This is a genomic window from Bradyrhizobium sp. SUTN9-2 (assembly GCF_003122645.1).
Classification (GTDB): Bacteria; Pseudomonadota; Alphaproteobacteria; order Rhizobiales; family Xanthobacteraceae; genus Bradyrhizobium; species Bradyrhizobium yuanmingense.
Genome location: NZ_LAXE01000001.1, coordinates 6,145,598 through 6,169,432 on the forward strand (window position 1 = coordinate 6,145,598; position 23,835 = coordinate 6,169,432).

The following is a 23,835-nucleotide window of genomic DNA, read 5'->3' on the forward strand; positions in this document are numbered from 1 at the left end:
TCCATGACCGACGCCGCGCTGCCGAGCCCTCTCACGCGAGCCGACGAGCTGGATAGCCCGGCCCGCCGCGCGCGTCGGCGGCTGTTCAAGCGCAAGGCAGCGGTGTTCGGGCTCGTCGTGCTCACGATGTTCATCGCCCTTGCCGTGCTCGCTCCGCTCATCGTGCCCTATGATCCCATCGCGACGAGCTGGAGCCTGGTGCGCAAACCGCCGACCTCGGCCCACTGGTTCGGCACCGACGAGCTCGGCCGCGACATCCTCAGCCGCGTCGTCTACGGCGCGCGCGCCTCGCTGCTCGCAGGCCTGATCTCGGTCGCGATCGCGCTCGGCATCGGCGTGCCGCTCGGTCTCCTCGCCGGCTACCGCGGCGGCTTCACCGACGCGCTGATCAGCCGCATCACCGATGCGATGCTGGCCTGCCCGTTCCTGATCCTGGCGATCGCGCTCGCCGCGTTCCTCGGCCCGAGCCTCGGCAATGCCATGATTGCGATCGGCATCTCGGCGACGCCGATCTTCATCCGCCTGACCCGCGGCCAGGTGCTCGTCGTCAAAGCCGAAGACTATGTCGAGGCCGCGCGCGCACTCGGCAATCCGCCGTGGCGGATCGCGCTCTCGCACATCCTGCCGAATATCCTCCCCTCGCTTCTGGTACAGGCGACGCTCTCGATCGCTGCGGCCATCATCGCCGAGGCCGCCCTCTCCCTCCTCGGCCTCGGCCAGCAGCCGCCGGCGCCGTCCTGGGGCAGCATGCTCAACGCGGCACAACGCTTCCTGACCCAGGCGCCCTGGATGGCAATCTGGCCGGGCCTTGCGATCTTCCTCGTCGTGCTGTCGCTGAACCTGCTCGGCGACGGGCTGCGCGACGCACTCGACCCAAGGCAGCGCTGATTATTCCTCTTGGTGAGGACCTCAAATCACCACTTCCCGCAGCACGCGGCGGCAATCCATCTCGAATTCCAGATCGACCACCGGCGGACGGGCGAAATGCCAGGTCAGCCCGGAGCGGAGCGCGCCGCGACGGACCAGTTCGTCCACCAGCGCATGGTGAAAGTCGTGCACGGAATAGGCCTGCACCCCGGTTGTATCCTTCCAGCCGAAGCCGAAGGCTGCCATCCGGTTTTCCATCTGCGACGTGGTGGTGAAGCGCACCTTCTCGCGCAGCCCCTCCGGGCTGAGATCGCGGTAGCGCACCGTGCGCTCGACATAGGAGCCGCTGCCCTCGCGCGCCTCGGCGCCGCCGGCGATGACGAAGCTCGGCAAATCTGACCGCGTCGGACGCGTGAAGGAGAACGCATAGAACGACGGTTCGGACGGCGGATCGATCTCGGGGCAGACATTGCTGCGCGCCACCGGATTGGTAGTGCCGTCGAAGATGCCCCATTCGGACAGCGTCTTCACATAGTGCAGATTGAACGCGCGAAAGCCTTCTTCGCTGAAGGCCGCGGGCGAGCGCAGCTCGCAGGCGCAGAATGCCGTCAGCGGACGACCCGCCTCCTGGATGAACTTTGCGGCCAGCGCAAACCCTTCCGCGAGCGGCACCAGGCGGTCGAACCGGACCCGCTCGATCTCGTAGCCCTCATCCGCGGCAGCACCGGCGGAATATTGGAACACGGACGGGATGAAACGATAGTTGCCGGCCGAGAATTCGCGCGTCATGACGGACTCCTATTCCAGTTGCATGCGAGTGCCCTTGGCGCCGTTGAGCAGGCGCTTCAGGTGAAATCCGGCCAGCGGATCGTCGGCGTGCATGCCGACCAGCGCGGCGAAGGACGGCATGGCCGCGGCATCGCCGGCCTCCATCTTGGCAAACGCTTCGGCATATTGCGCCGTCGCTGGCGCCTCGAACCTCGCCTGCGGCAGCGGCTCGAATGCGCGCAGCGGCTCGCTGCGTCCGCGCAGCATCAGGTCGCCCACGGGACGGCCACGAAAGTTTTCGGCCCCATTCGCAACGCTGGCACTAACGCAAATGCGCGTTCCCAGGTGCTTGTTCGCCGCCTCAAGCCGGGCCGCAATATTGATGGTGTCGCCATAGGCCGTGTAGTCGAAGAAACGGTTGCCGCCGAAATTGCCGACCAGCGCCGGACCGGCATGAGCGCCGATGCGGGTAGCTCCGAAATTCACGCCTCTTGCCTTCCAGCGCGCCGAAAAGTCCTCCGCCCAGGCGTCGAGAGCATGGGCACAGGCGACCGCGCGCGTTGCATAGTCCGGCTGGTCGCCGGGGGCGTTGAACAGCACCTGGATCGCATCGCCGATGATCTTGGCGACCGTCCCCTCATGGGCGAAGACGATCTCGGTCATGCCGCCGACATATTCGTTGAGGAGCTCGCCCAGGGTCTGCGGAGGCGCGGTCTCGACCAGCGAGGTGAAGCCTGTAATATCGGTGAACAGGGTGGCGACATCGCGCCACTGCACCTCAATGCCGTCGCCATCGACGTTCGCGGCCAGCCGCCTTGCAATCTCCGGCGAGAAGAAGCGCGACAGCGAGGCATGGGCGCGCTCGGCTTCCATCTGGCGCCGCCGCACCTCGCGCAGCATCTCCACATGGCGGACGGTCTTCTCGATCGTAGCTTCGAGGTCGGCGAAGTCGATCGGCTTGGTCAGGAAGTCGAACGCACCGCGGTTCATGGCGGTGCGGATGTTGCTCATGTCGCCGTAGGCCGAGACGATGATGGTCGACTTCTTCTCCTGGGCCTCCTGGAGCTTCGCGAGTAGCGACAGGCCGTCCATTCGCGGCATGTTGATATCGGAGACCACCATGTCGACATGCGGATTCTGCTCCAGCGCTTCCAGCGCCTCCAGGCCGTCGCGCGCGAAGATCAGCGCGAGCTGCCCATCGCGGATCTGCCTGCGGAATTTCTGCAGGATCAGCGCCTCGAGATCCGGCTCGTCGTCGACGAAGAGGATGGTCGCAGTCATGCGGCTTGCTCGAGCCTCGTGTCGATCTCCTGCCGCAGCAGCGCAAAGTCGATCGGCTTGGTGAGGAGCCCGACGGCGCCCCGTTCGATCGCCTTGCGGCGCGTCTCCGCATCGCCATAGGCCGTGATCATGATGACGGGAACATCGGGATGCGCGGCACGCACCTTCGGCAGCATGTCGAGCCCGCTCATGCCGGGCATGTTGATGTCCGACAGGATCAGGATCAGCGAGGGATCACGGACTTCGGCGGCGCGCTCGAGCGCCTCGGGGGCCGAGAGGGCAAACTCCATCTGAAACCGGCCGGCGCGCAGGTCGCGCCGGAACTGCTGCCGAAACAGTGCCTCGACGTCGGGCTCGTCATCGACGACCAGGATGTAAACGTTCAAGACTTTCCTCCGGAAGTGTGGCCCGCTGCCATCGTCCGCGGCAGCGTGATGATGAACTCGGTGAATACGCCTTGTGTGGTGTCCACGTCGATCGTGCCGCCGTGTTGTTTCACCACGATGTCGTGGCTCATTGAAAGGCCGAGTCCCGTGCCCTCGCCGGCCGGCTTGGTGGTGAAGAAGGGATTGAACATCTTTTCCTTCACCTCGGCTGGAATCCCGGTGCCGTTGTCGCGAATCCGGATCTGGACCCTGTCGCCGAGATTCTTCGTTGCCGCGCGCAAGGTGGGCCCGAATGCATCGCCCTCGCTCTCCTTGCGCTTGGCCGCGGCATAGAAGCCGTTCGAGATCAGGTTCAGCAAAACGCGCGTGATCTCCTGCGGATACACCTCGATCATGCCGGTATCCGGGTCGAAATCGCGCTGGAGCGTGACGTTGAAGGCAGGCCTTTCGGCGCGCGCGCCGTGATAGGCGAGATTGAGGCTCTCCTCGACCACCGCATTGATGTCGACGGCACGATGCTCACCGGACCCCTGACGCGAATGCAGCAGCATGTTCCTGACGATGGAATCGGCGCGCTTGCCGTGCTGCACCACCTTCTCGAGATTGGCCCTGAGCATGCCGGTCAGCTCGTCGACCTCCTTCTTCGTCTTGCCGTCGAGCGCGGCCGATTGCAGGATCTCGTTGAGCTCGTCGATCAGCTCGGTCGAGACCGCGGAGAAGTTGTTGACGAAGTTGAGCGGATTCTTGATCTCGTGGGCGATGCCGGCGGTGAGCTGGCCGAGGGAAGCGAGCTTTTCGGTCTGAATCAGGCGGTCCTGCGCGGTGCGCAGATTGTCGAGCGATTGCGATAGCTCGGTCGTACGCTCGCGCAATTGCTTCAGCAGGCGCGTATTCTCAATCGCGATGACGGCTTGCTTGGTAAAGTTCTCCACCAACGCGACTTGTTTGTCCGTGAAGCCGCGAATCTCTTGTCGAAAAATCGTCATCGCGCCGATCAGATCATCCTCTTTCAGCATGGGTACGGAGAGAAGGGTTCGGGCGCCGGCAACGTCGGCCATTCCGACGACAAAGGGAACACCGGCCTTGTACCCAGGACTTTCCCTCAAGTCATTGATCTGCGCGGGCTGATGCGTCGCGATGATTGCAGCCAGCGTCGTTCCTGGATGTGGGAAGATCGGAGTCCGCTTACGGAAAGCGGAGAAATCGGGCGGAATGTTGTAGTCGGTGACGATGTTGAATTTCTGGCCGTCCCACAGATTCATCGTGCCGAAATTCGCACCGCAGACGCGGGTAGCATTCTCCAACATCTTCTGAAACACCGGCTCTAACTCTCCCGGAGAGGAGCTAATGACTTCGAGCACCTCCGACGTCGCCGTTTGTTGCTCGAGCGACTCCCGCAATTCGGCGGTCCGCTTCTCGACCTTGTTCTCGAGGTCCGCATAGGATTCCTGCAGGCGCGCGCCCATGTCGTTGAACTGGTCGGCGAGCCCTTCGAGCTCGTCGCCGGTCTTGATCGAGATGCGCTGGGAGAAATCACCACCGCCCATTCGTTCCGCGCCGCTCCGCAGCGCCTGAATCGGCCCGACCATGCGGCGCGCCAGGAAGATCCCGGCCAGCACCGCGAAGATGGATGCCGCGAGCAGCACGATTGCAAGGCGCTGCAGCGAAGCATAGAGCGCGGCATAGGCTTCCTCGACCGGCAGCTCGACGAACATGGTCCAGCGCAGCGGCTCGATCGGGGCCGATGCGGTCAGCACCTTCTGCCCCTGGATGTTGTGGGCCTCGGAAAGCACGTCAGGCATGGCGCCGCCGGCCTGCACGGCCCGTACCTGCGCAAGGCCGGACATGTCGGTGTTGCGCAGCACGAGACTGATGTCGGGATGCGCGATCAAGCGGCCCTCCGGGCCGACCACGTAGGCGTTGCCGTGCTCGCCGACCTTGATCTGGGACACGACGTCCCAGATCAGCTTGAGATTGACCTCGGCGATGCTGACGCCGGCATCCTTGCGTGCGCCCGCAAGCGCCAGCGTCATGTAGGGCTCGGACTCCCGGCGAAAATAGACCGGCCCGTAATAGACCTTGCGCGCGACCGCCTCGGTGAACTTCGGATCGCTCGACAGGTCGATCCCGCTGTCGAGCGCGTCCATCGCCAGCCGCGAGACCCGCAGCCGCTCCTTGCCGGTCGAATCCACCTGGGCCAGCTCGGTGATCGCAGGGACCTGGCGCAACAGGCGCAGCGCGTCAAACCGGCGCTGCTCGATCGAGCCGCCCGACCAGGGCAGCTGCGTGGTCCAGCCGAGCTGGCTCTCGATCTCCTTGACGAACCGGCCGATCTTGGCAGCGGCCGCCTCGGCCTGCTCGTGCTGGACCCGGATCAGAGCGGCCTTGTGCTCGCGATAATAGAAGTAGACCTCGAACAGGCCATTGGCGAGCAGCGCAATGGCCACGACCGCCACGAAAAGCGCGACGTATTTGGCGAAGAGCCGGGTCCGGATTCCGCGCCCCGCCGTGTCGCCGGAGGCGACCTCGCCTGGGGCCGCGCTCGGCAATGTCCCGGCTCGAGGTGTATCGGGGTGGAGGGACAGGCTCATTCCACGGAACCTAGCAAGAAGACCGGACCTTGTCTCTCGCAAGCGCGGCGAGGAGCTCGCCCGAGACCCAACGAAAAAGGGCGGCAGCGGATCACCGCTGCCGCCCTTTCGGGACTAACCTGCCAGCGGCCTCAGGTCGGCCGTAGCGCCTTTGAATCGAGGTCCAGCTCGCCGATCTGCTTGTTCCGCTCCGAATCGGCCGCCGCGCGATGGTCGGTCGCCAGCACCACATAGACTGCCGGCAGCACGAACAGCGTGAACAGCGTGCCGATCGACATGCCGGCGACGACAACGAGACCGATCGAGAAGCGGCTGGCCGCGCCCGCGCCGGTCGCGGTCAGGAGCGGGATCAGGCCGGTCACCATCGCGGCCGTGGTCATCAGGATCGGCCGCAGACGGATGCGGGCCGACATCTCGATGGCCGAGCGGCGGTCGAGCCGCTCGTTAACCTGGAGCTCGTTGGCGAACTCCACCATCAGGATGCCGTGCTTGGTGATCAGGCCGACCAGGGTGAGCAGACCGACCTGGGTGTAGATGTTTATGGTCGCCATGCCGAAGAACAGCGGGATCAGCGCACCGACGATCGCCATCGGCACCGAGATCATGATAACCAGCGGGTCGCGCAAGCTCTCGAACTGGGCCGCCAGCACCAGGAAGATGATGATCAGCGCGAAGCCGAAGGTGATGGCAAGCTGATTGCCTTCCTGCACGTATTGCCGGGAGTCAGCCAGATAGTCGTGGCTGAAGCCTTGCGGCAGCTTCTTGGCCTCGCCTTCGAGGAAGTCGACCGCAGCGCCGACGGTCACGCCGGGCATCGGCACGGCGGAGAACGTCGCCGAATTGAGCTGGTTGTAGTGCGTCAGCGAATTCGGATCGGTCTTGGTCCTGATCGAGACCACGGTCGACAACGGAAGCTGCTGCCCGGTGTTGGTCGTCACATAGTAGCCACCGAGCGATTCCGGGGACAGCCGCTTGCCGCGCGGCACCTGCGGAATCACCTGATAGGAGCGGCCCTCGAGGTTGAACCGGTTGATGTAATTGCCGCCGAGCAGCACCGCGAGCGTCGAGCCGAGGTTCTGCATGTTGACGCCGAGGTCCTGAGCCTTGGTGCGGTCGATCGTCACCTCGACGTTCGGCTGGTTGTAGGCGAGGTCGCTATCGGAGACGATGAACATGCCGCTCTTGCGTGCAGCCTCCTTCAGCTTCTCCATCTGCTCATAGACGGTCTGGAAGCTGGCCGTGGAATTGATCACCATCTGGATCGGCAGACCGCCGGGTCCGCCCGGCAATGGCGGCAGGTTGAACGCGAACGCCTGCACGCCCTCGATCTTGGAGAGCTCGGCCTGCACCAGCGGCTTCAAGGCGATCGACGAGCGTGTGCGCTCGTCCCAGGGCTTCAAGAGCATGCCGGCAATGCCGCCTTGCGGGCCGTTGATGCCGTTCAGTACGAAACGCAGATCGGTCTCGGGGAATTTCTGGAATTCCTTGTCGAGCTTCTCGCCGTAGAAATCGACATAGTCGATGTTGGCGTATTTCGGCGCCTTGGTCACCGCGAACACGATGCCCTGATCTTCCTCGGGCGCCAGCTCCTTCGAAGTGTTCATGTAGAGGAAGCCGACGAGTCCCAGGATCGTCACGGCGAACAGGCCGGTGATGGCCTTGTAGTCGAGCGAGCGGTCGAGCTTGCGGCCATACCACCGCGTCATGGCGCCGAACACCCGGTTCACCAACTTGGCGAAGCGGCCCTCTTCGGTGTTCTTCAGCAGCACCGAGCACATCATGGGCGACAGCGTCAGCGCGATCACGCCTGATACGATGACCGAGCCTGCGAGGGTAAAGGCAAATTCGCGGAACAGCGATCCGGTGAGGCCACCGAGGAACCCGATCGGCGCGTACACGGCGGCGAGCGTGATGGTCATGGAGATGACCGGCCCGACGATTTCGCGCGCGCCTTGTAGCGAGGCCTGGACCGGCGTCTTGCCCTCCTCCAGATGGCGATGGATGTTCTCCACCACGACGATGGCATCGTCGACGACGAGGCCGATCGCCAGGACCATCGCGAGCAGGGTCAGCAGGTTGAAGCTGAAGCCCAGCGCCAGCATCATCGTGCAGACGCCGATCATCGACAACGGAATGGTGACGACGGGAATGATGACGGAGCGCAGCGAGGCCAGGAACAGGAAAATGACCACGATCACGATGATGACGGCTTCGCCCAATGTATTCCGCACCTCGTCGATCGAAGATTGGATGAACTTGGTCGAGTCGTAGGCGACCTTCATCTTCATCGAGGGCGGGAGGTTGCGTTCGAGCTCGGGGAACAGCGCGCGCACACCCTTGACCAGCGTCAGCGGATTACCCTGTGGCGTCGCCTGCACGCCAATGAAGATCGCGCGCTCGCCGTTAAAGGCGACGCTGGCATCCGTGCTCTGGGCTGCAAGCTCGACGGTGGCGATGTCCTCCATCCGCACGAAGCCGCCGTCCTTGGCCTTGACGATCATCTTCTTGAACTGATCGACGTTGGTCAGGCCCGTGTTGGTCGAGACGTTCGAGACGATCAGATAGCCCTTGGTCTGGCCGGCCGCGGACTGGAAGTTGTTGGCCTGGATCGCCGCCGCAACGTCAGCCGGCGATACGTTGCGGCCCGCCATCTTCACGGGATCGAGCCACAGCCGCATCGCAAAGGTCTGGCCGCCCAAAATGTCGGCTGAGGCGACGCCGTCGACGGTCGACAGCACCGGCTGCACCACACGCGTCAGATAGTCGGAGATGGCCGAGCCGGACAGCTCGTCCGAGGAGAAGCCGAGATACATCACGGCCGTGGTCTGGCCGGTGGTCTTGGTGACGATCGGGTCGTTGGATTCCTTCGGAATCAGGTACTTCACTGAATTGGTCTTCGCCAACACCTCGGTGAGCGCCTGGTTCGGATCGAAATTCAGCTTGATGTAGACCTGGATCGTCGAGGTGCCGAGCACCGAGGACGAGGTGATGTAGTCGACGCCTTCGGCGGACGCGACCGCCTGCTCGATCGGCGTGGTGATGAAGCCCTGGATCAGGTCTGCGGACGCGCCGGGATAGACGGTCGTGATGTTGATGACCGTATTCGACAGCTTCGGATATTGCCGGATCGGCAGCACCATTGCCGCGCGCAGGCCGATCAGCAGGATCAGCAGGCTGACGACGACCGACAGGACCGGTCGTTTGATGAAAATGTCGGTAAAGGCCATCGCGGGCGATCTCGATTTCTTTTTTCAAGACGCGTGATCCGGCCGGGCCGGATCACGCGAGGATATTGTCAGTAGCGCGGCGGCTGCGCCGGGATCTGCGGGGCCGGATCGGTCGAGATCGATACCGGCGCGCCTGATTGCAGCTTGAGCTGGCCGAGAGCGACGACCTTGTCGCCTACCTTCAGGCCCTTGACGATTTCGACGCGACCCTCGACCCGGTTGCCGGTCTGCACGAAGGTGCGCACCGCCGACAGGCTGGTCTTGCCGTCTTCTTCCTTCTTCTCGGTGATCACGAACACCGAGTCGCCGTACAGCGTGTAATCGACTGCCGTTTCAGGCACCGTGATCACGGCCGGCTTTTCCGGCAGCACCACGGTCGTGGTGACAAACATGCCGGGCTTCAGGATCTTCTCCGGATTGGCAATCGTGGCCTGCACGCGGATGTTGCGAGTATCGGTCGAGATCTGGGGCTCGATCGTGGTGATCTTGCCCTCGAAGGTGCGGCCCGGATAGGCGTCGACCTTCAACCGCACGACCTGGCCGACCTTGAGGCTGCCGGAATCCTTTTCCGTCACCGTGAAGTTGGCCCACAGCTCGGACAGATCGGTCAGCGACACGATCGCCGTGCCGGCGGTCAGATACTGGCCGACCTCGACCTTGCGCATGCCGAGATCGCCGGCGAACGGCGCGCGCACCAGCTTCTGCGAGATCAACGCCTCGGTCTTGGCGATGCCCGCCTGGGCCTGGTCATAGGCAGCCTGCGCGGTATCGACGGTCGCCTGCGGACCGAACTGGCGCGAGGCCAGCTGCTTGGCGCGTTCAAGCGACAGCTGCGCGACGGTCGCTTGCGCCTTGTAATTGGCGAGATCGCCCTGCTCGGGCGCGTCGAACAGTTGCACCAGCGGCGTGCCGGCCTCGACGCGCGTGCCCGGCTCGAACTTGATCGCGGTGACACGGCCGTTGACGTCGGCGCTGACGTCGACCTGATGCACGGCGACGAGGCTGCCGACCGCGGTGAGCAGGTTCGGCACCACCTCGGACTTCGCCTCGGCCGCGCTGACAGCGGTCGGCGGCGGCTTGTTGTTGGCGAAGAATTGCTTGATCATCTGGCCGCGGAAGTAATTGAACCAGACGAGCCCTCCGACGAGCACGGCCAGAAGCGTGCCAACGATGATGAACCAGCGCACTGGCCGGACCGGACGCTTGGGAGCCTTGTTGTCGATCGGTTGCCCCGAAATCTTGTTTTCGGCCACGATGTTCATGTCATGCACTTTCTGCAATCGCCGCCCGGTTCGCATCCGCGGCCTGATTGCGGCCCAGATGCGAAGCAATTGCGGCGTCGTTAAGTCCGATACCCCTCAGGAGAAACTCACAGAGCTGCCGCTCCAGGTCGGTCGCCCTGCCATAAGCAAGACAGGGCGTGGCCGGCAGCCTGGTCAGCGCCGCGGTCATCACCGCATGATGCGCGAACCAGAACAGGTTGAGCGGATCGCCAGCGCAGGGCCGCGCGTCACCGCTCGCAACCGCACGCTCGAGCGAGGCGACGAAGACAGCGCCGATCAGCGTCTCGATCTTGGCATACAGCAATCGGGCGAATTCGCCGTCATCCAAATGGCTCGTGGCCATTAGCCGCAGGCGCTGGGCCTCTTCCTGATCGGGACCGTCGGCGATCTGGAGGAAGTGTTCGACCATGCCGCGGATCACCTCGACCAGCGTAGCCGTCGACGGCTCGCGCTCGAGCAGCTCCGTCAGAGCGGGATCCGCCTCGCATTCGTCGCTGAGGATCTCGGCGTAGAGCGCCGCCTTGGACGGGAAATGCTTGAACAGCAGCGCTTCAGAAATGGCAGCGGCGGCCGCCACGCTCTTGGTCGTGGTGCCGTTATAGCCGTGTCGGGCAAAGCAGCGCTTTGCGGCGCCGAGGATCAATTGACGCCTCAGGTCGCTCGTCATACGCAATGAGCTCATGCTGGGTGAGTAAGCACTCACCCACGCAGGAGTCAAGCACTATGTTGCATCGCAACCTGCGTGCGACCTAGAATCAATGGAAATTGGCCGAGCCTGCACGGCCCGCGTGCAGACGTTCAGCAAGGGATTGCCGGACCGCCTAGATCGGCTGGAAGCCCAGGTCAGCACGGATCCGATTGACGATGTAGGTCCCGTCCCGCGTCGGCAGAATCCGCTCCAGGCCGGCGCTGTCGATCTTCACATTGGCAAAGCGCGGACCCGCAGAGACGTCGTGGACGGCTTTGGCGAAGGCTTCGACTTCGGCCATGGTCGTGACAGCCCGGCTGTCCTTAATGCCGCAAGCCCTGGCGATGCCGACGAGGTCGGCGGCGGCGGAGGTGTGGCTGGTCTGGCCGCCGGTCTCGCCATAGGCCTCGTTGTCGAGCACTGCGATCGAGAGGTTGGCCGGCTTCTGCAGGCCGATGGTGGCAAGGCTGCCCATGCCCATCAGCATCTCGCCGTCGCCGGTGATGACCAATACCGGCAGCTTCGGCTGCGCCAGCGCCAGACCCAGCCCGATCATCGCGGCGCCGCCCATGCCGCCCCAGAGGTAGAAGTTGCGGGCGTGGTCGCCGGCGGCGCACATGTCGTTGGTGGAAGCGCCAAGGCCGCCGATCGCGACGACGTTCTTGCGGTTCGCCAGCAACGTGGACACCACCTGCCGGCGGTCGAGGAGATTGGCCTTGCTCATTTGGTGAAAACCTTGGCGCCGATCAGGCGCTGCGACAGAAGGACGGCGGTTGGCGTCAGCGCGTTGTAGGCCTGCGCCGCGGCCGCTTCCAAGACGGCAGGCACCTCGGCAGCGTGCGAGGCGCGCAGCACCTTGACGCCGGAGAGCTCGAACACGCCTTGCGTGGTCGAGCCCATCGGCACCTGCCACGGATTGAACTCGCCCCACTCGCCGCGCATCGTCACGAGCGTGAGGAACGGAAAGCGCAGGATCGGGATCAGCGACAGCATGTTGATGCAATTGCCGACGCCGCTCGACTGCATCAGCAGCACGCCGCGCTGTCCGCCGGCCCAGGCGCCGGCGAGCAGCGCCACGCCCTCCTCCTCCGTCGTCAGCGCAATGCCGCGCATGGTGGAGGAGGCCAATACGCGCTGGATCAGCTTGGAATGACCGGCGTCCGGAACGTAAGGCACCTGCCGGACGTCGAAGCGCTGGAGGGTCGCGAAAATATCGTCGGGCCAGTTCGGCGCCGTGTCGGCAGCGTCAGCGCGTGCGTGCATTTTCCTGTCCGGTCGGCTAGCAGTGTGCGAAGACTGTAGACGCATGCATGCGCCGACCAGAACAACAAAAACGGCATATCGGCTTTAACCGGCGAGTATAACGGGATGAACGCAGATGCGAAGGCGCTGGCCGCAAGCTTCGACCTCGAGAAGCTGACGCCGGAGTTCTACGACAACCCCTATCCGACCTATCGTGCACTGCGGGAGAACGAGCCGGTCAAGCGCCTGCGCAACGGCACCGTGTTCCTGACCCGCTACGATGATCTCGTCACCACCTACAAGAACACCAAGTCGTTCAGCTCGGACAAGAAGCGCGAGTTCGCGCCGAAATACGGCGACACCCTGCTCTACGAGCATCACACCACCAGCCTCGTCTTCAACGATCCACCGTCCCATACCCGCGTGCGCCGCCTGATCATGGGCGCGCTGTCGCCGCGCGCGATCGCCAGCATGGAGGGGGACCTGATCAAGCTGGTCGACGGCCTGCTCGATGCCATCGAAACCAAGGGCGCTTGCGAACTGATCGAGGATTTTGCCGCTTCGATTCCCATCGAGGTGATCGGCAACCTGCTCGACGTGCCTCACGAGGAGCGCGGGCCGCTGCGCGACTGGTCGCTGGCGATCCTGGGTGCTCTCGAACCCGTAGTGTCGCCCGAAGTAGCTGCGCGCGGCAACAAGGCGGTGGCGGACTTCCTCGCTTATCTGCAGACGCTGGTGTCGCGGCGGCGCGCGAAGCCGGGCAATCCCGAGCGCGACGTGCTGACGCGTTTGATCCAGGGGGAAGAGAACGGCGAGCGGCTGACCGAGAAGGAGCTTCTGCACAATTGCATCTTCCTGCTCAATGCCGGCCACGAGACCACCACCAACCTGATCGGCAACGGCCTCGTGGCGCTCGACCGCCATCCCGACCAGAAGCAGCGCCTGATCGAGAACCCGGACATGATCAAGACTGCGGTCGAGGAGATGTTGCGCTACGAGAGCTCCAACCAGCTCGGCAACCGCATGACCACCGAGAAGGTCGAGCTCGGCGGCGTCATGCTCGATGCCGGCACGTCGGTGACGCTGTGCATCGGGGCTGCCAATCGCGACCCCGCGCAGTTTCCCGACCCCGAACGTTTCGATATCGCGCGCACGCCGAACCGGCACCTCGCCTTCGCCACCGGCGCGCATCAATGCGCAGGCATGGCGCTGGCGCGGCTGGAGGGGGCGATTGCGATCTCGCGCTTCCTGGCGCGCTTTCCGAACTATGCCGTCAGCGGTCAGCCGGTGCGCGGCGGACGGGTGCGGTTCCGCGGCTTTTTGAGCGTGCCCTGCGCGCTTGGCTGAGGGGCCGGCAACCAAACTGCGAAAACAACCCCATGCACAGTAGAGCCTGGGTCGCGGAACGGTGCCCTGTGGCCCGGCAGAACCACCTGACATTTCGGGACTATCAGGCCGCGCCGCGCCATCGGCGCATCAAGGCTTCCGAGCTGACAAACCGATACCCACATTCATTTGGGCGCGACCCGCCGGTGCAGTCGATTGACGCCCCCGCACGCTGCAATGGAGTGACGGCAGATGAGCTCGTCGGTCATTGATTTCATAGCAACAGAAGCGCGCTTCGGGGCCCATAATTACGAGCCGATCGGGGTCGTCCTGTCGCGCGGCGAAGGTGTCTGGGTCTGGGACACCGAAGGCAACCGGTACCTTGATTGCCTGTCCGCCTATTCGGCGGTCAGCCAGGGCCACTGCCACCCCAAGATCCTGGCGGCGATGGTCGAACAGGCGCACAGGTTGACGCTCACCTCGAGGGCCTTCCACAACGACCAGCTCGCCTTGTTCTACGAGGAGATCGCCGCGCTCACCGGTTCCCACAAGGTGCTGCCGATGAACAGCGGCGCCGAGGCGGTGGAAAGCGCGATCAAGTCGGTCCGCAAATGGGGCTACGAGGTGAAGGGCGTGCCGGACGGCCAGGCCGAGATCATCGTCTGTGCCAACAATTTCCACGGACGCACGCTGGGCGTCGTCGGCTTTTCAACCGACCCCGAGACACGCGGACACTTCGGGCCGTTCGCGCCGGGCTTCAAGGTCATCCCGTTCGGCGACGCCGCGGCGCTTGCGGGAGCAATCACCCCAAATACGGTCGCCTTTCTGGTCGAGCCGATCCAGGGCGAAGCCGGTGTCGTCATTCCTCCGGCCGGCTATTTCACTGAGGTCCGGGAGCTCTGCACCGCCAACAACGTGATGCTGGTGCTCGACGAGATCCAGACCGGGCTCGGTCGCACCGGCAAGCTGCTCGCCGAACAGCACGAGGGAATTGAGGCGGACGTGACGCTGCTCGGCAAGGCCCTGTCCGGCGGCTTCTATCCGGTCTCGGCCGTGCTCTCGAACAACGACGTGCTCGGGACATTGCGACCCGGGCAGCACGGCTCCACCTTCGGCGGCAACCCGCTTGCCTGCGCCGTGGCCCGCGCGGCGATGCGCGTGCTGGTCGAGGAAGGCATGATCGAGAACGCGGCGAGGCAAGGCGCGCGCTTTCTGGAGGGCTTGAAGGACATTCGCGCCAATACGATCCGCGAGGTGCGCGGGCGCGGCCTGATGCTGGCGGTCGAGCTGCATCCCGAGGCCGGGCGCGCACGCCGCTATTGCGAGGCGCTCCAGGCCAAGGGCATCCTCGCCAAGGATACCCATAAGCATACGATCCGCATCGCCCCGCCGCTGGTGATCACAAGCGACCAGGTCGACTGGGCGCTGGAGCGGTTCGCCGCGATCCTGACGCAGGATTTCTCTTGAGACTGGCTGCGTCGGAAGATCGCAATGCCGGCTGTGACCAAGGACGAACGATTCCACAGTCTGTGCGTTGAAAGTCGTGGGCGATTACGAGTTGGGAGCTAGGATCATGCTTCCGCGTGGCGTTTGCCTGACGGCTGTTTTGGTTGGCGTCTCGATGCTGACGACGAGCGCGCCAGCCCAGGGACCTCTCGGACACGGACGGGGTGGAGGACCACCAGGACCAGCCGCAGCGCCGCCATCAGCACCACCGGCCATGGCCCGCCCGGCAGCACCACCGGCAGCACCACCGGCTATGGCTCGTCCAGCCGCACCGCCAGCAGCACCGCCAGCCATGGCACGTCCGGCCGCTCCGCCAGCCATGGCGCGTCCGGCGGCTCCGCCAGCCATGGCGCGTCCCGCCGCGCCGCCAGCCATGCCGCAGCGACCGGCGATGGCGCCACGTCCGGCGCCCCACATCGCCTCACCGCCACCGCGTCCGACCCCACAAATCAGTGCCCCCCGAGCCGCCCCGCAGGTGGCAGCGCCCCGGCGCGAAATCCATCGCCCGCCGGCAGCGCCGCAACGTCCGGCCATGGCGCCGCGGCCGACGCCGCAGATCGCCGCCCCTTCGCGCCCAAGTGCACCCCCGGCCGTGAGCGAGCGTTCGGGACCGCCGCGTGAGATGCTTTCGCGCCAATCCGCGGAACGCCAAGACCGCATCGACCGCTTGCAGCAGCGCGTGCAGCAACTGCAATCGCAGAAACCGGAAGGCGCAAGGGCGCAGCAACAGCAGCAACGGCTGCTGCAGTCGCAGAGCCGTCTTCTTGAGCGCGAGCAACGCGTGCAACAGCGCTCGCAGCACGTCGAGCAGCGGCAGCGCGACATGCTGTCGCGCCAGACGACGGAGCGCCAGGCCCGCATCGAACGCCTGCAGCAGCGGGTGCAGCAATTGCAGTCGCAAAAGCCCGAAGGCGTGCAAGCGCAACGGGCGCAGCAGCGAATGCTCCAGGCGCAAAACCGCTTGCTTGGCCGAGAGCAGCGCGCGCAGCAAATTGACCTGGCGCGCCAGCAGCGGCTTGGGCTGCAGGCTCCGGCGGAGCGCGCTCCGGCACTTGCAGCCGCTGCGCAGGCCGCCGAGCGCGGACGGTTTGCGGAACGCTTCCGCGAGCAGTCCACTGCGCTGACCCAAGCGGCTCTCGTCACGCGCCAAAGCGGCTGGGCACCCCGGCAGGCCTGGCGTCACCGTCATCCCGCGGTGTTCGTGGCTTGGCTTGGGCCCGTGTTCTGGCCTTACGCCTATTCCGACATCTTCAACTACACATTCTGGTCCTATGGCTACGAGCCCGGATATTGGGCGTACGCCTATGACGACTTCGTCGACACCGTGTTCTGGGGCGGTGACGGCCCCTACTCCGCTTATGCCAGCACCAACTCGTATGACTACCCTCAAGCCCGCGGCGGCTACCGCGCGCGCCAGCGTGCCAGCGTGAGCCCGCAGACGCTTCAGCAATTGTGTGCCACGCCGGACAAGGGCGTGACCGCCTGGCCGCTTGCCGATATCGCACAGGCGGTGCGGCCGACGCCGGAGCAACGCGCATTGCTGGACGAGCTGAAGACGGCGGCGGCCAACGCTGCCGGTGTGTTCAAGGATTCCTGCGCGGAGACTTATGCACTGACTCCCCCTGGCCGCTTGCGCGCGATGATGAACCGCATCAGCGCGACGCTTGAAGCCGTCAAGATCGTTCGACCGGCACTGGAGAATTTCTACAACTCGCTCAGTGACGAGCAGCAGGCCCGCTTCAACGCGCTTGGCCCCAATGTCGGCGAGCGCTCGCCGCAGCAGCAGGACGCGAGTAGCGAGGGCTGTGGCGATCCGAAGTCCGGGCTGACGCAGTTGCCGATCCAGAGGATCGAGGCTGTGCTCCACCCAGCCGGCAAGCAGAAGGAGGCGCTCGACCGCCTCAGCGAAGCGACGGCGAAGGGCGTTGAGGGTCTACAGGCGGCCTGTCCGAACGATGCGCCGCTGACACCTGTCGGACGGCTGGAGACGATGCAGCATCGGCTCGAGGCCATGCTGACGGCCGCCAAGCTGGTCGAACCCGCCCTGGACGAGTTCTATGCCACGCTGAGCAGCGAGCAGAAGGCGCGCTTCAACAGGCTGCAACAGTTCGCAGCCCAATGAGGGCGTCGCGTTCCCTCGTTGCAATTTGCAGCGGTCGAACGACGTCAGGTGACGTAATCGTTCTCCAACGAAAGCAAGCCCGCGATTGAGGGAGGGATCATGACAGCCTTAGCTTCCTCCATAAAACACGACATTGCTGCGGCGTACGCCGCGTGGGATTCAGCATTCAACAAAGCAGATGCCAGGGCTATCGCGGCGACTTACGTGCCAGACGCCAAATTGTTGCCGCCGACGCATCAAGTGATATCCGGTCCGACAGAGATCGAGAGCTTCTTTGCTGGGCTGTTTTCAAGCGGATTCACCGATCACAGGTTGGTCGTCATCGACACCGGTGGAGATGAGAAGATCGTCTACGGCACGGCCCATTGGAGCGCCAACGGTAAGACACCGGATGGCACCCGCCAACCTGCAGGCGGCATCGCAACCCACGTGTTTGAGCGACAGGAAGATGGTTCGCTGAAGCTGAAGTTGCATACTTTCAATTGAGCTGACCGTCGCCTGATCCGGCACGAGGAGGCTTCTCGTGGATATCGCGCAATGGCTTCGCGGTCTCGGGCTGGAGCGCTACATAAAGACCTTTTGTGACGCTGAAATCACGTCCGAAATTTTGCCAGAACTGACCGAAGCCGACCTGCGGGAGCTTGGCTTGCCACTCGGCCCGCGCAAGGCTGTGCTAAGAGCAATCCATGCACTCGCTCCACCGATCACCCCGGTGGCGGTCGAGGCCAATCGCCCTACCGGCTACGTGAAGCCATCGATCCCTTCGGACGCGGAGCGTCGACAGCTCACGGTCATGTTCGTCGACCTGGTCGGCTCGACTGCACTTGCTTCAGGGCGCGATCCCGAGGAGCTGCGTGACCTCTTGCAGGCCTACCACAACACCGTGGTCGGCGAGATCGACCGATTCGAAGGCCACATAGCCAAGTTCTTGGGCGATGGCGTACTCGCTTATTTCGGCTGGCCGCGGGCGCACGAAGATGAGGCGGAGCGCGCCGTTCGCGCTGGGCTTCGGGTGACCAAGGCGGTCGCATCGCTTACCGAACCCAGTGGTGCAGCGCTCGCCGCTCGCGTCGGCATCGCAACGGGTCTCGTCGTCGTCGGCGAGTTGATTGGCGAGGGAGAGGCTCGCGAGCGCGCAGTCATCGGCGAAACACCAAACTTAGCAGCCCGACTGCAGGGTTTGGCCGAGCCCAGTGACGTGGTGATTGCCGAGTCAACGCGCCGCCTACTCGGAGAAGCTTTCACATACCACGACCTCGGCAGAGTGCCTCTCAAGGGGTTCCCGGAATTGGTGCAGGCGTGGCTGGTCATTGGTGAAGGCGCAGCAGAGAGCAGGTTCGAGGCCCAGCACGGCATGGCAACGACCGCACTGGTCGGACGGAATGAAGAACTTGCGTTGCTCTTGGACCGCTGGGAGCAGGCAAAGGAGCGGGAAGGACAGATCGTCCTGCTCGGCGGCGAAGCCGGCATTGGCAAGTCGCGGCTCGTGCGAGCCTTACGCGACCAAGTCGCACGTGTGCCGCACACGCCACTGAGCCATTTCTGTTCACCATTTCATACCAACACCGCATTGTATCCCGTCGTTGGCCTCCTTGAACGAGCAGCGGCAATACGGCGGGAGGACGCTTCCGACGAACAGCTCGATAAACTCGAGGCCATGCTCGCGCTTGGTGCGGACAATGTGCATGAGAGCGCGCCGGTTCTCGCGGATCTCTTGGCAATCCCGACCGGGGAGAGATACCCGCCTCTCGCACTCAGTCCGCACCAGAAGAAGGAGCGAACCTTCCAGGCCCTTCTGGAACAGATACAAGGCTTAGCGGCAAGACAGCCAGTGCTTGCCGTCTACGAGGACGTCCATTGGGCGGACCCTACTATGCTCGAATTCCTCGATCGGCTCGTCGACGAGGTGCAGCGACTTCCAATTTTGATGATCGTTACCTTCCGGCCCGAGTTCATTCCGCGCTGGACGGGTCATGGACATGTGACAGCGCTCTTTCTAAGCCGGCTGGGACGTCGGCAAGGGGCGGCAGTCGTTGACCGGATCACGGGCGGCAAAACACTCCCTCAGGAGGTGCTTGAGCAGATTCTGGCCAAGACCGACGGCGTGCCGTTGTTCGTCGAGGAGCTCACCAAAGCCGTCGTCGAATCCGGGCTGCTCAAAGACCACGGCAGCCGTTATGAGCTGATCGGCCCATTACCGCCGCTGGCGATCCCGACGACGCTGCAGGACTCCTTGATGGCCCGGCTTGATCGATTGGCGCCGGTCAAGGAAGTTGCCCAGATTGCAGCTTGCATCGGACGCGAACTCGGACACGATCTTCTGCGCCTTGTAACGGCGCTCGACGAGCACGCGCTCCAGCATGCTCTCAATGACCTATTGGCCGCGGAACTGATATTCCGTCGTGGCGTACCTCCGAATGTTGGCTACAGCTTCAAACATGCGCTGGTGCAGGACATCGCGCACGAGAGTCTTCTAAAGAGCAAGCGGCAGCAGATCCATGCCCGCATAGCTGCAGCTCTCGAACAACATTACCCTGCCCGTGCGGAGGCGGAGCCGGAGACGATCGCTCTGCATCTCACCGAGGGTGGACTGGCAGGAAAGGCGGTGGACTATTGGCTGCGGGCCGGCCGCATTGCGGCTGGGCGTTCCGCAAATCTCGAAGCGATCACTCATCTCACAAGGGGGCTGGAGGCACTCAGGTCCAATCCACAAGGGCCGGAGCGCGATCGCCAGGAGCTCGCTCTGCAAACAGCAATCGGAGGTCCACTGATTGCCATTCACGGATACACGGCTCCGCAGCTTGGCACAGCCTTCAGCAGGGCTCATGCGCTCTGCTATGAACTCGACGACACGTGCGCCTTGTTTTCCACCCTTAGCGGCAAATTCATTTTCCACTTCGTGCGCGGCGACTTTGCTGCCATGCAGAGCCTCGTTGCCGAGGCCCAGCGCGCCGCCGAGCGCACCAGTGACACAGCGCTGGAACTAGCTGTGCATCGTCTGGCCGCGCTAACCGCCATGCATGCCGGTGAGTTTCTGACCGCACGCTCGGAGTTCGAAACGATCTTGAGTCGCTATCAGCCGGAGGCGCATCGGCCGCCACCTGTGCACTACGTACATGACCCAAAGGCCTCGGCGCTACCCTACTTGGCGATTGTGCTTTGGGTTCTGGGTTACCCCGAACAGGCTCAGCGGACTAGCCGTGCCGCATCCCAATACGCAATGGAGTTGAATCAGACGAACCTTACCGCGCATGTGCAGGTCTATGGCGGGGCGGCCACTGCGGAGCTAATGGGTGACGTGGCGGCCGTCAAAGCGCACGCCGAGTCCATCATCGATCTCGCCGATCAGAACAGCTTGAACTATTGGCGCGAGAGCGGCCTCATCCTGCGGGGCTGGGCCATGGCCCAAGAGGGCAACGTGGAGGGCGGCCTGGCGCTCATGCGCCTCAGTCTGAACGAGCGGAACAGGCTCGGAGCCAGTTGGTACCAGGTTCGGTACTTATGGATGCTCGCGGCCACCTACCTCCACTTAGGTGACCACGACAACGGCGTCGCTGCCCTTGCCGAAGCAAAGGTCCTTGCCGCGCGCAGTGACGAGCATATGTGGGAGGCAGAACTTGCATGCATCGATGGCGAACTGCACCGGATTCGTGGTGCTCCAGCTGACGAGGTCGAGGGGTATTTGCAAACTGCACTCAAGGTCGCCCAAAGCCAGAGCGCAAAGTCCTTTGAATTACGTGCCGCAATGAGTTTGGCTCGGCTTTGGCGCGACCAGGGTAGGATAGCCGACGCGCGGTGCCTTCTTGGCTCGGTTTACGGCTGGTTTACGGAAGGCTTCGAAACGCCGGACCTTCGTTCCGCCAAGGCGCTCATGGAGGAGCTTTCCCGATCATGATCGCGCGCTTTTCAAGCTTCAGACGTTGCCGTACAGCGAGCGCACGGGTGATACGGCAACCCTCTACTTGCGTTATTGGATCTGAACACGAGGCAATTCCGCTGTGGGTCACAAGCAGTGCTGCTCTGGACGATCAGCCCGACCCTTCCTTTTATGAGTACAGGCCTTTCTGTCCTCACGCGGCGGAAATCGTCTTCCGCTCAGCACTTCGCATCTGCGATCGCTTGAGGCTGCTCTACCTCATTCAAGACGATGGCGTTGCATTGTTGAAAATGGGAAGATAGCTCGAGGTCAGCCAGATGATCCCAGTATTCTGCCTCTGCGAGCAGCTTCCATTTGTTCATGCTGTTGTACGCGGCCTGTTGACGGCACAGTGAGCTCATCGCACGCAAGCGTCGCACTTTCTCCACCGCGAACCTCCCTCCGCGCCTGCTTGGTCGCAAGCGCATTTGTGTCGGCAGAGCTTCGCAGATCGAATTGACGAGTGATAGTCCGGGATTCGACGGTAAAATCGATGATAGCGCAATCGTCTGACTTTTCACGAGACACTCGAGGCAACTACACCACCGTCCGATGTCGCTGGATGCAGGTCTTCAGCACCTCGTCCATCGGCTTGCCCCACCATTCGTTGGAGAAGATCTCGATCTCGGAATAGCCGGCAAAGCCCTGCGCTTCGACCGCTGCACGCACCGATTTGATGTCGATGACGCCGTCGCCCATCATGCCGCGGTCGTTGAGGATGTCCCTGGTCGGCACCAGCCAGTCGCAGACATGGAACGCCAGCAGGCGGTCCCGGCCGGCGCGTGCGATCTGGTCCATCAGCTCCGGGTCCCACCAGATGTGATAGACGTCGAGCGCGACGCCGAGCATGCCGGTGCGGCCGGGGTCGAGCCGGTCGCAGATGTCGAGTGCCTGTTTGGTCGTGTTCACGCAGGCGCGGTCGGCCGCATAGGCCGGATGCAGCGGCTCGATCGCCAGCGGCAGCTTTGCCTGTTTGGCGTAGTCGAGCATCTCGGCAAGCGCTTCCTCGACCTGTCCACGGGCCGCCGCGATGTCCTTCGAGGCCTCGCTTCCCGGCCGCGAATATTGCGGCAGGCCCCCGACGACGAGGACGATGCAGGGCGCGCCCAGCGCCTTGGCTTCGTCGACGCAGCGGCGGTTGTCGTCGCGCACCTCGCCCCGGCGCGAGGCGTCCGAGGTGAACATGCCGCCGCGGCAATAGCCTGAGAGATCAAGGCCAGCCTCGCGCACCGCGCGCGCGACGCGGTCGAGACCGACGTTCGCGACCTGGTCGCGCCAGGGATCGATGGCTCGGATGCCGTGCTTCGCGCAGGCCTCGATGATGGCGACGAGGTCACCCTGCTTGCGGACGGTCGCCGTGTTCAGCGACAGCCAGCGGTGGTCGGACGAAAAATCGCGCATCAGGATTCGATACCGTGGGTGGCGAGCACGGTTTTCATCCGTTGCGTCGCGAGTTCAGGGTTGGCGAGCAGGCCGGCCTTGTCAGCGAGACGGAACAGTTCGGCCAAATGCAGCGTGGACCGCGTGCTCTCCTGTCCGCCGACCATGGTGAAGTGATCCTGGTGTCCGTTGAGATAGGCCATGAACACGACGCCGGTCTTGTAGAACCGCGTCGGCGCCTTGAAGATGTGACGCGACAGCGGGACCGTCGGGCCAAGCACGTCGTGGAAGCCGGCCTCGTCGCCTGCCGCCAGCCGCGACAGCGCGTAGGACGCCGCCGGCGCGATGGCATCGAAGATGCCGAGCAACGCGTGTGAAAAACCTTCGCTATCGCCGGCGATCAGCTCCGCGTAGTTGAAATCGTCGCCGGTATACATCTTGATCCGCTTGTCCAGACGCCGGCGCATGTCGATCTCGCGCTGCTTGTCGAGCAGCGAGACCTTGACGCCGTCGACCTTGGCGGCATTGCCGTTGATGATGGCGACGGCAATGTCCATGGCCTTGTCGAGATCCCTCGTGCCCCAATAGCCCGCCAGCGCCGGATCGAACATGTCGCCGAGCCAGTGGATGATAACGGGCTCGCGGACTTGCGAGAGCACGCGGTCATAGACTTTGGCGTAATCGTCGGCATTGCGACCGAGTTTTGTCAGGGCCCGCGAGGCCATCAGGATGATGCGGCCGCCGACTTTCTCCACCGCCGAGATCTGCTCTTCATAGGCGCGGATCACGTCGTCGAGGCTCCCAGCGTCCTCGACCGCGAGATGATCGGTGCCTGCACCGGAGAACACCAGCGCATTGCGCCGCTTGGCGGCGGCGACCGAGCGCGTGATCAGCTCCAGCGAGGTCGGCCAGTCCAGCCCCATGCCGCGCTGCGCGGTGTCCATGGCTTCGGCAACGCCGAGGCCGAGGTCCCAGACGTGCTCGCGGAAGGCGATGGTCTTGTCCCAGTCGACGGCGGCCGACAGCCAAGGATCGTTGTCGGCAAAGGGATCGGCGACCGTGTGCACGGCCGAGAAGGCGATGCGGTTCAGCGGCCCCTCGAGCTTTGCGGGGAACGTGCGCGAGGCCGCGAGCCGATAGGTCTCGATCGAGCGATCGGCTTTGGGCAGCTTCAGCGACAGGGATGACATTGGTTGGACGGGCTTGTTCATTTTGGTCCTCTCTCCGTCATTGCGAGGAGCGAAGCGACGAA

The 23,835-nt window shown here is 63.9% G+C and carries 19 protein-coding genes; 6 read left to right on the forward strand and 13 right to left on the reverse strand.

The features are described from left to right. Window positions 1–3: 3 nt before the first annotated feature. Window positions 4–888: an ABC transporter permease gene (locus XF30_RS28445; protein WP_109144518.1), complete on the forward strand. Its 885-nt coding sequence runs from the start codon at window positions 4–6 to the stop codon at window positions 886–888. 21 nt (window positions 889–909) lie between these two features. Here XF30_RS28445 and cnbZ read toward each other — a convergent pair whose 3' ends face one another. From cnbZ to XF30_RS28490, 9 genes are all read right to left on the reverse strand, one after another. Then, window positions 910–1,656, reverse strand: coding sequence for a 2-amino-5-chloromuconate deaminase CnbZ (gene cnbZ / locus XF30_RS28450; RefSeq protein WP_036043114.1), 747 nt, complete (start codon window positions 1,654–1,656; stop codon window positions 910–912). A gap of 9 nt (window positions 1,657–1,665) precedes the next feature. Further along, a complete protein-coding gene (locus XF30_RS28455; RefSeq protein ID WP_036004735.1) occupies window positions 1,666–2,916 on the reverse strand; it encodes an adenylate/guanylate cyclase domain-containing protein in 1,251 nt (416 codons plus the stop codon). After that, window positions 2,913–3,302, reverse strand: a complete 390-nt coding sequence (locus tag XF30_RS28460; protein WP_025034870.1) for a response regulator — start codon at window positions 3,300–3,302, stop codon at window positions 2,913–2,915. The genes XF30_RS28455 and XF30_RS28460 overlap by 4 nt, the downstream gene beginning before the upstream one ends. After that, window positions 3,299–5,893: an ATP-binding protein gene (locus tag XF30_RS28465; protein WP_109144519.1), complete on the reverse strand. Its 2,595-nt coding sequence runs from the start codon at window positions 5,891–5,893 to the stop codon at window positions 3,299–3,301. Before XF30_RS28465 ends, XF30_RS28460 begins: the two co-directional genes overlap by 4 nt. Before the next feature lie 131 nt (window positions 5,894–6,024). Beyond that, the gene (locus XF30_RS28470; RefSeq protein ID WP_036025801.1) at window positions 6,025–9,120 is read right to left on the reverse strand and encodes a MexW/MexI family multidrug efflux RND transporter permease subunit; all 3,096 of its coding nucleotides are present in this window, start codon (window positions 9,118–9,120) and stop codon (window positions 6,025–6,027) included. A gap of 68 nt (window positions 9,121–9,188) precedes the next feature. Next, window positions 9,189–10,382, reverse strand: coding sequence for an efflux RND transporter periplasmic adaptor subunit (locus XF30_RS28475; protein WP_036004727.1), 1,194 nt, complete (start codon window positions 10,380–10,382; stop codon window positions 9,189–9,191). 1 nt (window position 10,383) lies between these two features. Beyond that, window positions 10,384–11,085 (reverse strand): TetR/AcrR family transcriptional regulator, encoded by a 702-nt coding sequence (locus XF30_RS28480; protein WP_109144520.1) that lies wholly within the window; start codon window positions 11,083–11,085, stop codon window positions 10,384–10,386. 139 nt (window positions 11,086–11,224) lie between these two features. Further along, complete coding sequence (locus tag XF30_RS28485) at window positions 11,225–11,815, reverse strand: thiamine pyrophosphate-dependent enzyme (RefSeq protein ID WP_109144521.1); 591 nt, start codon at window positions 11,813–11,815, stop codon at window positions 11,225–11,227. Then, window positions 11,812–12,354, reverse strand: coding sequence for a phosphonopyruvate decarboxylase (locus tag XF30_RS28490; RefSeq protein ID WP_036004713.1), 543 nt, complete (start codon window positions 12,352–12,354; stop codon window positions 11,812–11,814). Before XF30_RS28490 ends, XF30_RS28485 begins: the two co-directional genes overlap by 4 nt. Before the next feature lie 105 nt (window positions 12,355–12,459). On the opposite strand from XF30_RS28490, the gene XF30_RS28495 reads away from it, so the two are divergent. Further along, window positions 12,460–13,680 carry a cytochrome P450 gene (locus tag XF30_RS28495; protein ID WP_109144523.1) on the forward strand — a complete coding sequence of 407 codons (1,221 nt, stop codon included), beginning with the start codon at window positions 12,460–12,462 and terminating at the stop codon, window positions 13,678–13,680. A 231-nt stretch (window positions 13,681–13,911) separates the two neighbouring features. Next, complete coding sequence (gene rocD, locus XF30_RS28500) at window positions 13,912–15,126, forward strand: ornithine--oxo-acid transaminase (RefSeq protein WP_109144524.1); 1,215 nt, start codon at window positions 13,912–13,914, stop codon at window positions 15,124–15,126. A 290-nt stretch (window positions 15,127–15,416) separates the two neighbouring features. Here rocD and XF30_RS38265 read toward each other — a convergent pair whose 3' ends face one another. Beyond that, window positions 15,417–15,590, reverse strand: coding sequence for a hypothetical protein (locus XF30_RS38265; protein ID WP_158284420.1), 174 nt, complete (start codon window positions 15,588–15,590; stop codon window positions 15,417–15,419). Between the two features lie 242 nt (window positions 15,591–15,832). Between XF30_RS38265 and XF30_RS28505 the strand changes: the two genes are divergently transcribed. The 3 genes from XF30_RS28505 to XF30_RS28515 all read left to right on the forward strand — a co-directional run bounded on the left by XF30_RS28505 (window position 15,833) and on the right by XF30_RS28515 (window position 21,182). Next, on the forward strand, window positions 15,833–17,287 hold the full coding sequence (locus XF30_RS28505; RefSeq protein ID WP_244609037.1) for a Spy/CpxP family protein refolding chaperone: 1,455 nt from the start codon (window positions 15,833–15,835) through the stop codon (window positions 17,285–17,287). A 99-nt stretch (window positions 17,288–17,386) separates the two neighbouring features. After that, window positions 17,387–17,773: a YybH family protein gene (locus XF30_RS28510; RefSeq protein WP_050995959.1), complete on the forward strand. Its 387-nt coding sequence runs from the start codon at window positions 17,387–17,389 to the stop codon at window positions 17,771–17,773. A 37-nt stretch (window positions 17,774–17,810) separates the two neighbouring features. Continuing rightward, window positions 17,811–21,182: an AAA family ATPase gene (locus XF30_RS28515; RefSeq protein WP_109144526.1), complete on the forward strand. Its 3,372-nt coding sequence runs from the start codon at window positions 17,811–17,813 to the stop codon at window positions 21,180–21,182. A gap of 200 nt (window positions 21,183–21,382) precedes the next feature. On the opposite strand, the gene XF30_RS39960 is transcribed toward XF30_RS28515, so the two are convergent. Genes XF30_RS39960 through XF30_RS28530 form a run of 3 tightly spaced genes read right to left on the reverse strand, consistent with a single transcriptional unit; the run spans window position 21,383 to window position 23,794 of the window. Then, entirely contained in the window at window positions 21,383–21,724 is a 342-nt protein-coding gene (locus XF30_RS39960) for a hypothetical protein (RefSeq protein ID WP_338060660.1), read from the reverse strand. Between the two features lie 16 nt (window positions 21,725–21,740). Continuing rightward, window positions 21,741–22,604 (reverse strand): sugar phosphate isomerase/epimerase family protein, encoded by an 864-nt coding sequence (locus XF30_RS28525; RefSeq protein ID WP_036025822.1) that lies wholly within the window; start codon window positions 22,602–22,604, stop codon window positions 21,741–21,743. Then, entirely contained in the window at window positions 22,604–23,794 is a 1,191-nt protein-coding gene (locus XF30_RS28530; RefSeq protein ID WP_036025824.1) for a dihydrodipicolinate synthase family protein, read from the reverse strand. The genes XF30_RS28525 and XF30_RS28530 overlap by 1 nt, the downstream gene beginning before the upstream one ends. Between the last annotated feature and the right edge of the window lie 41 nt (window positions 23,795–23,835).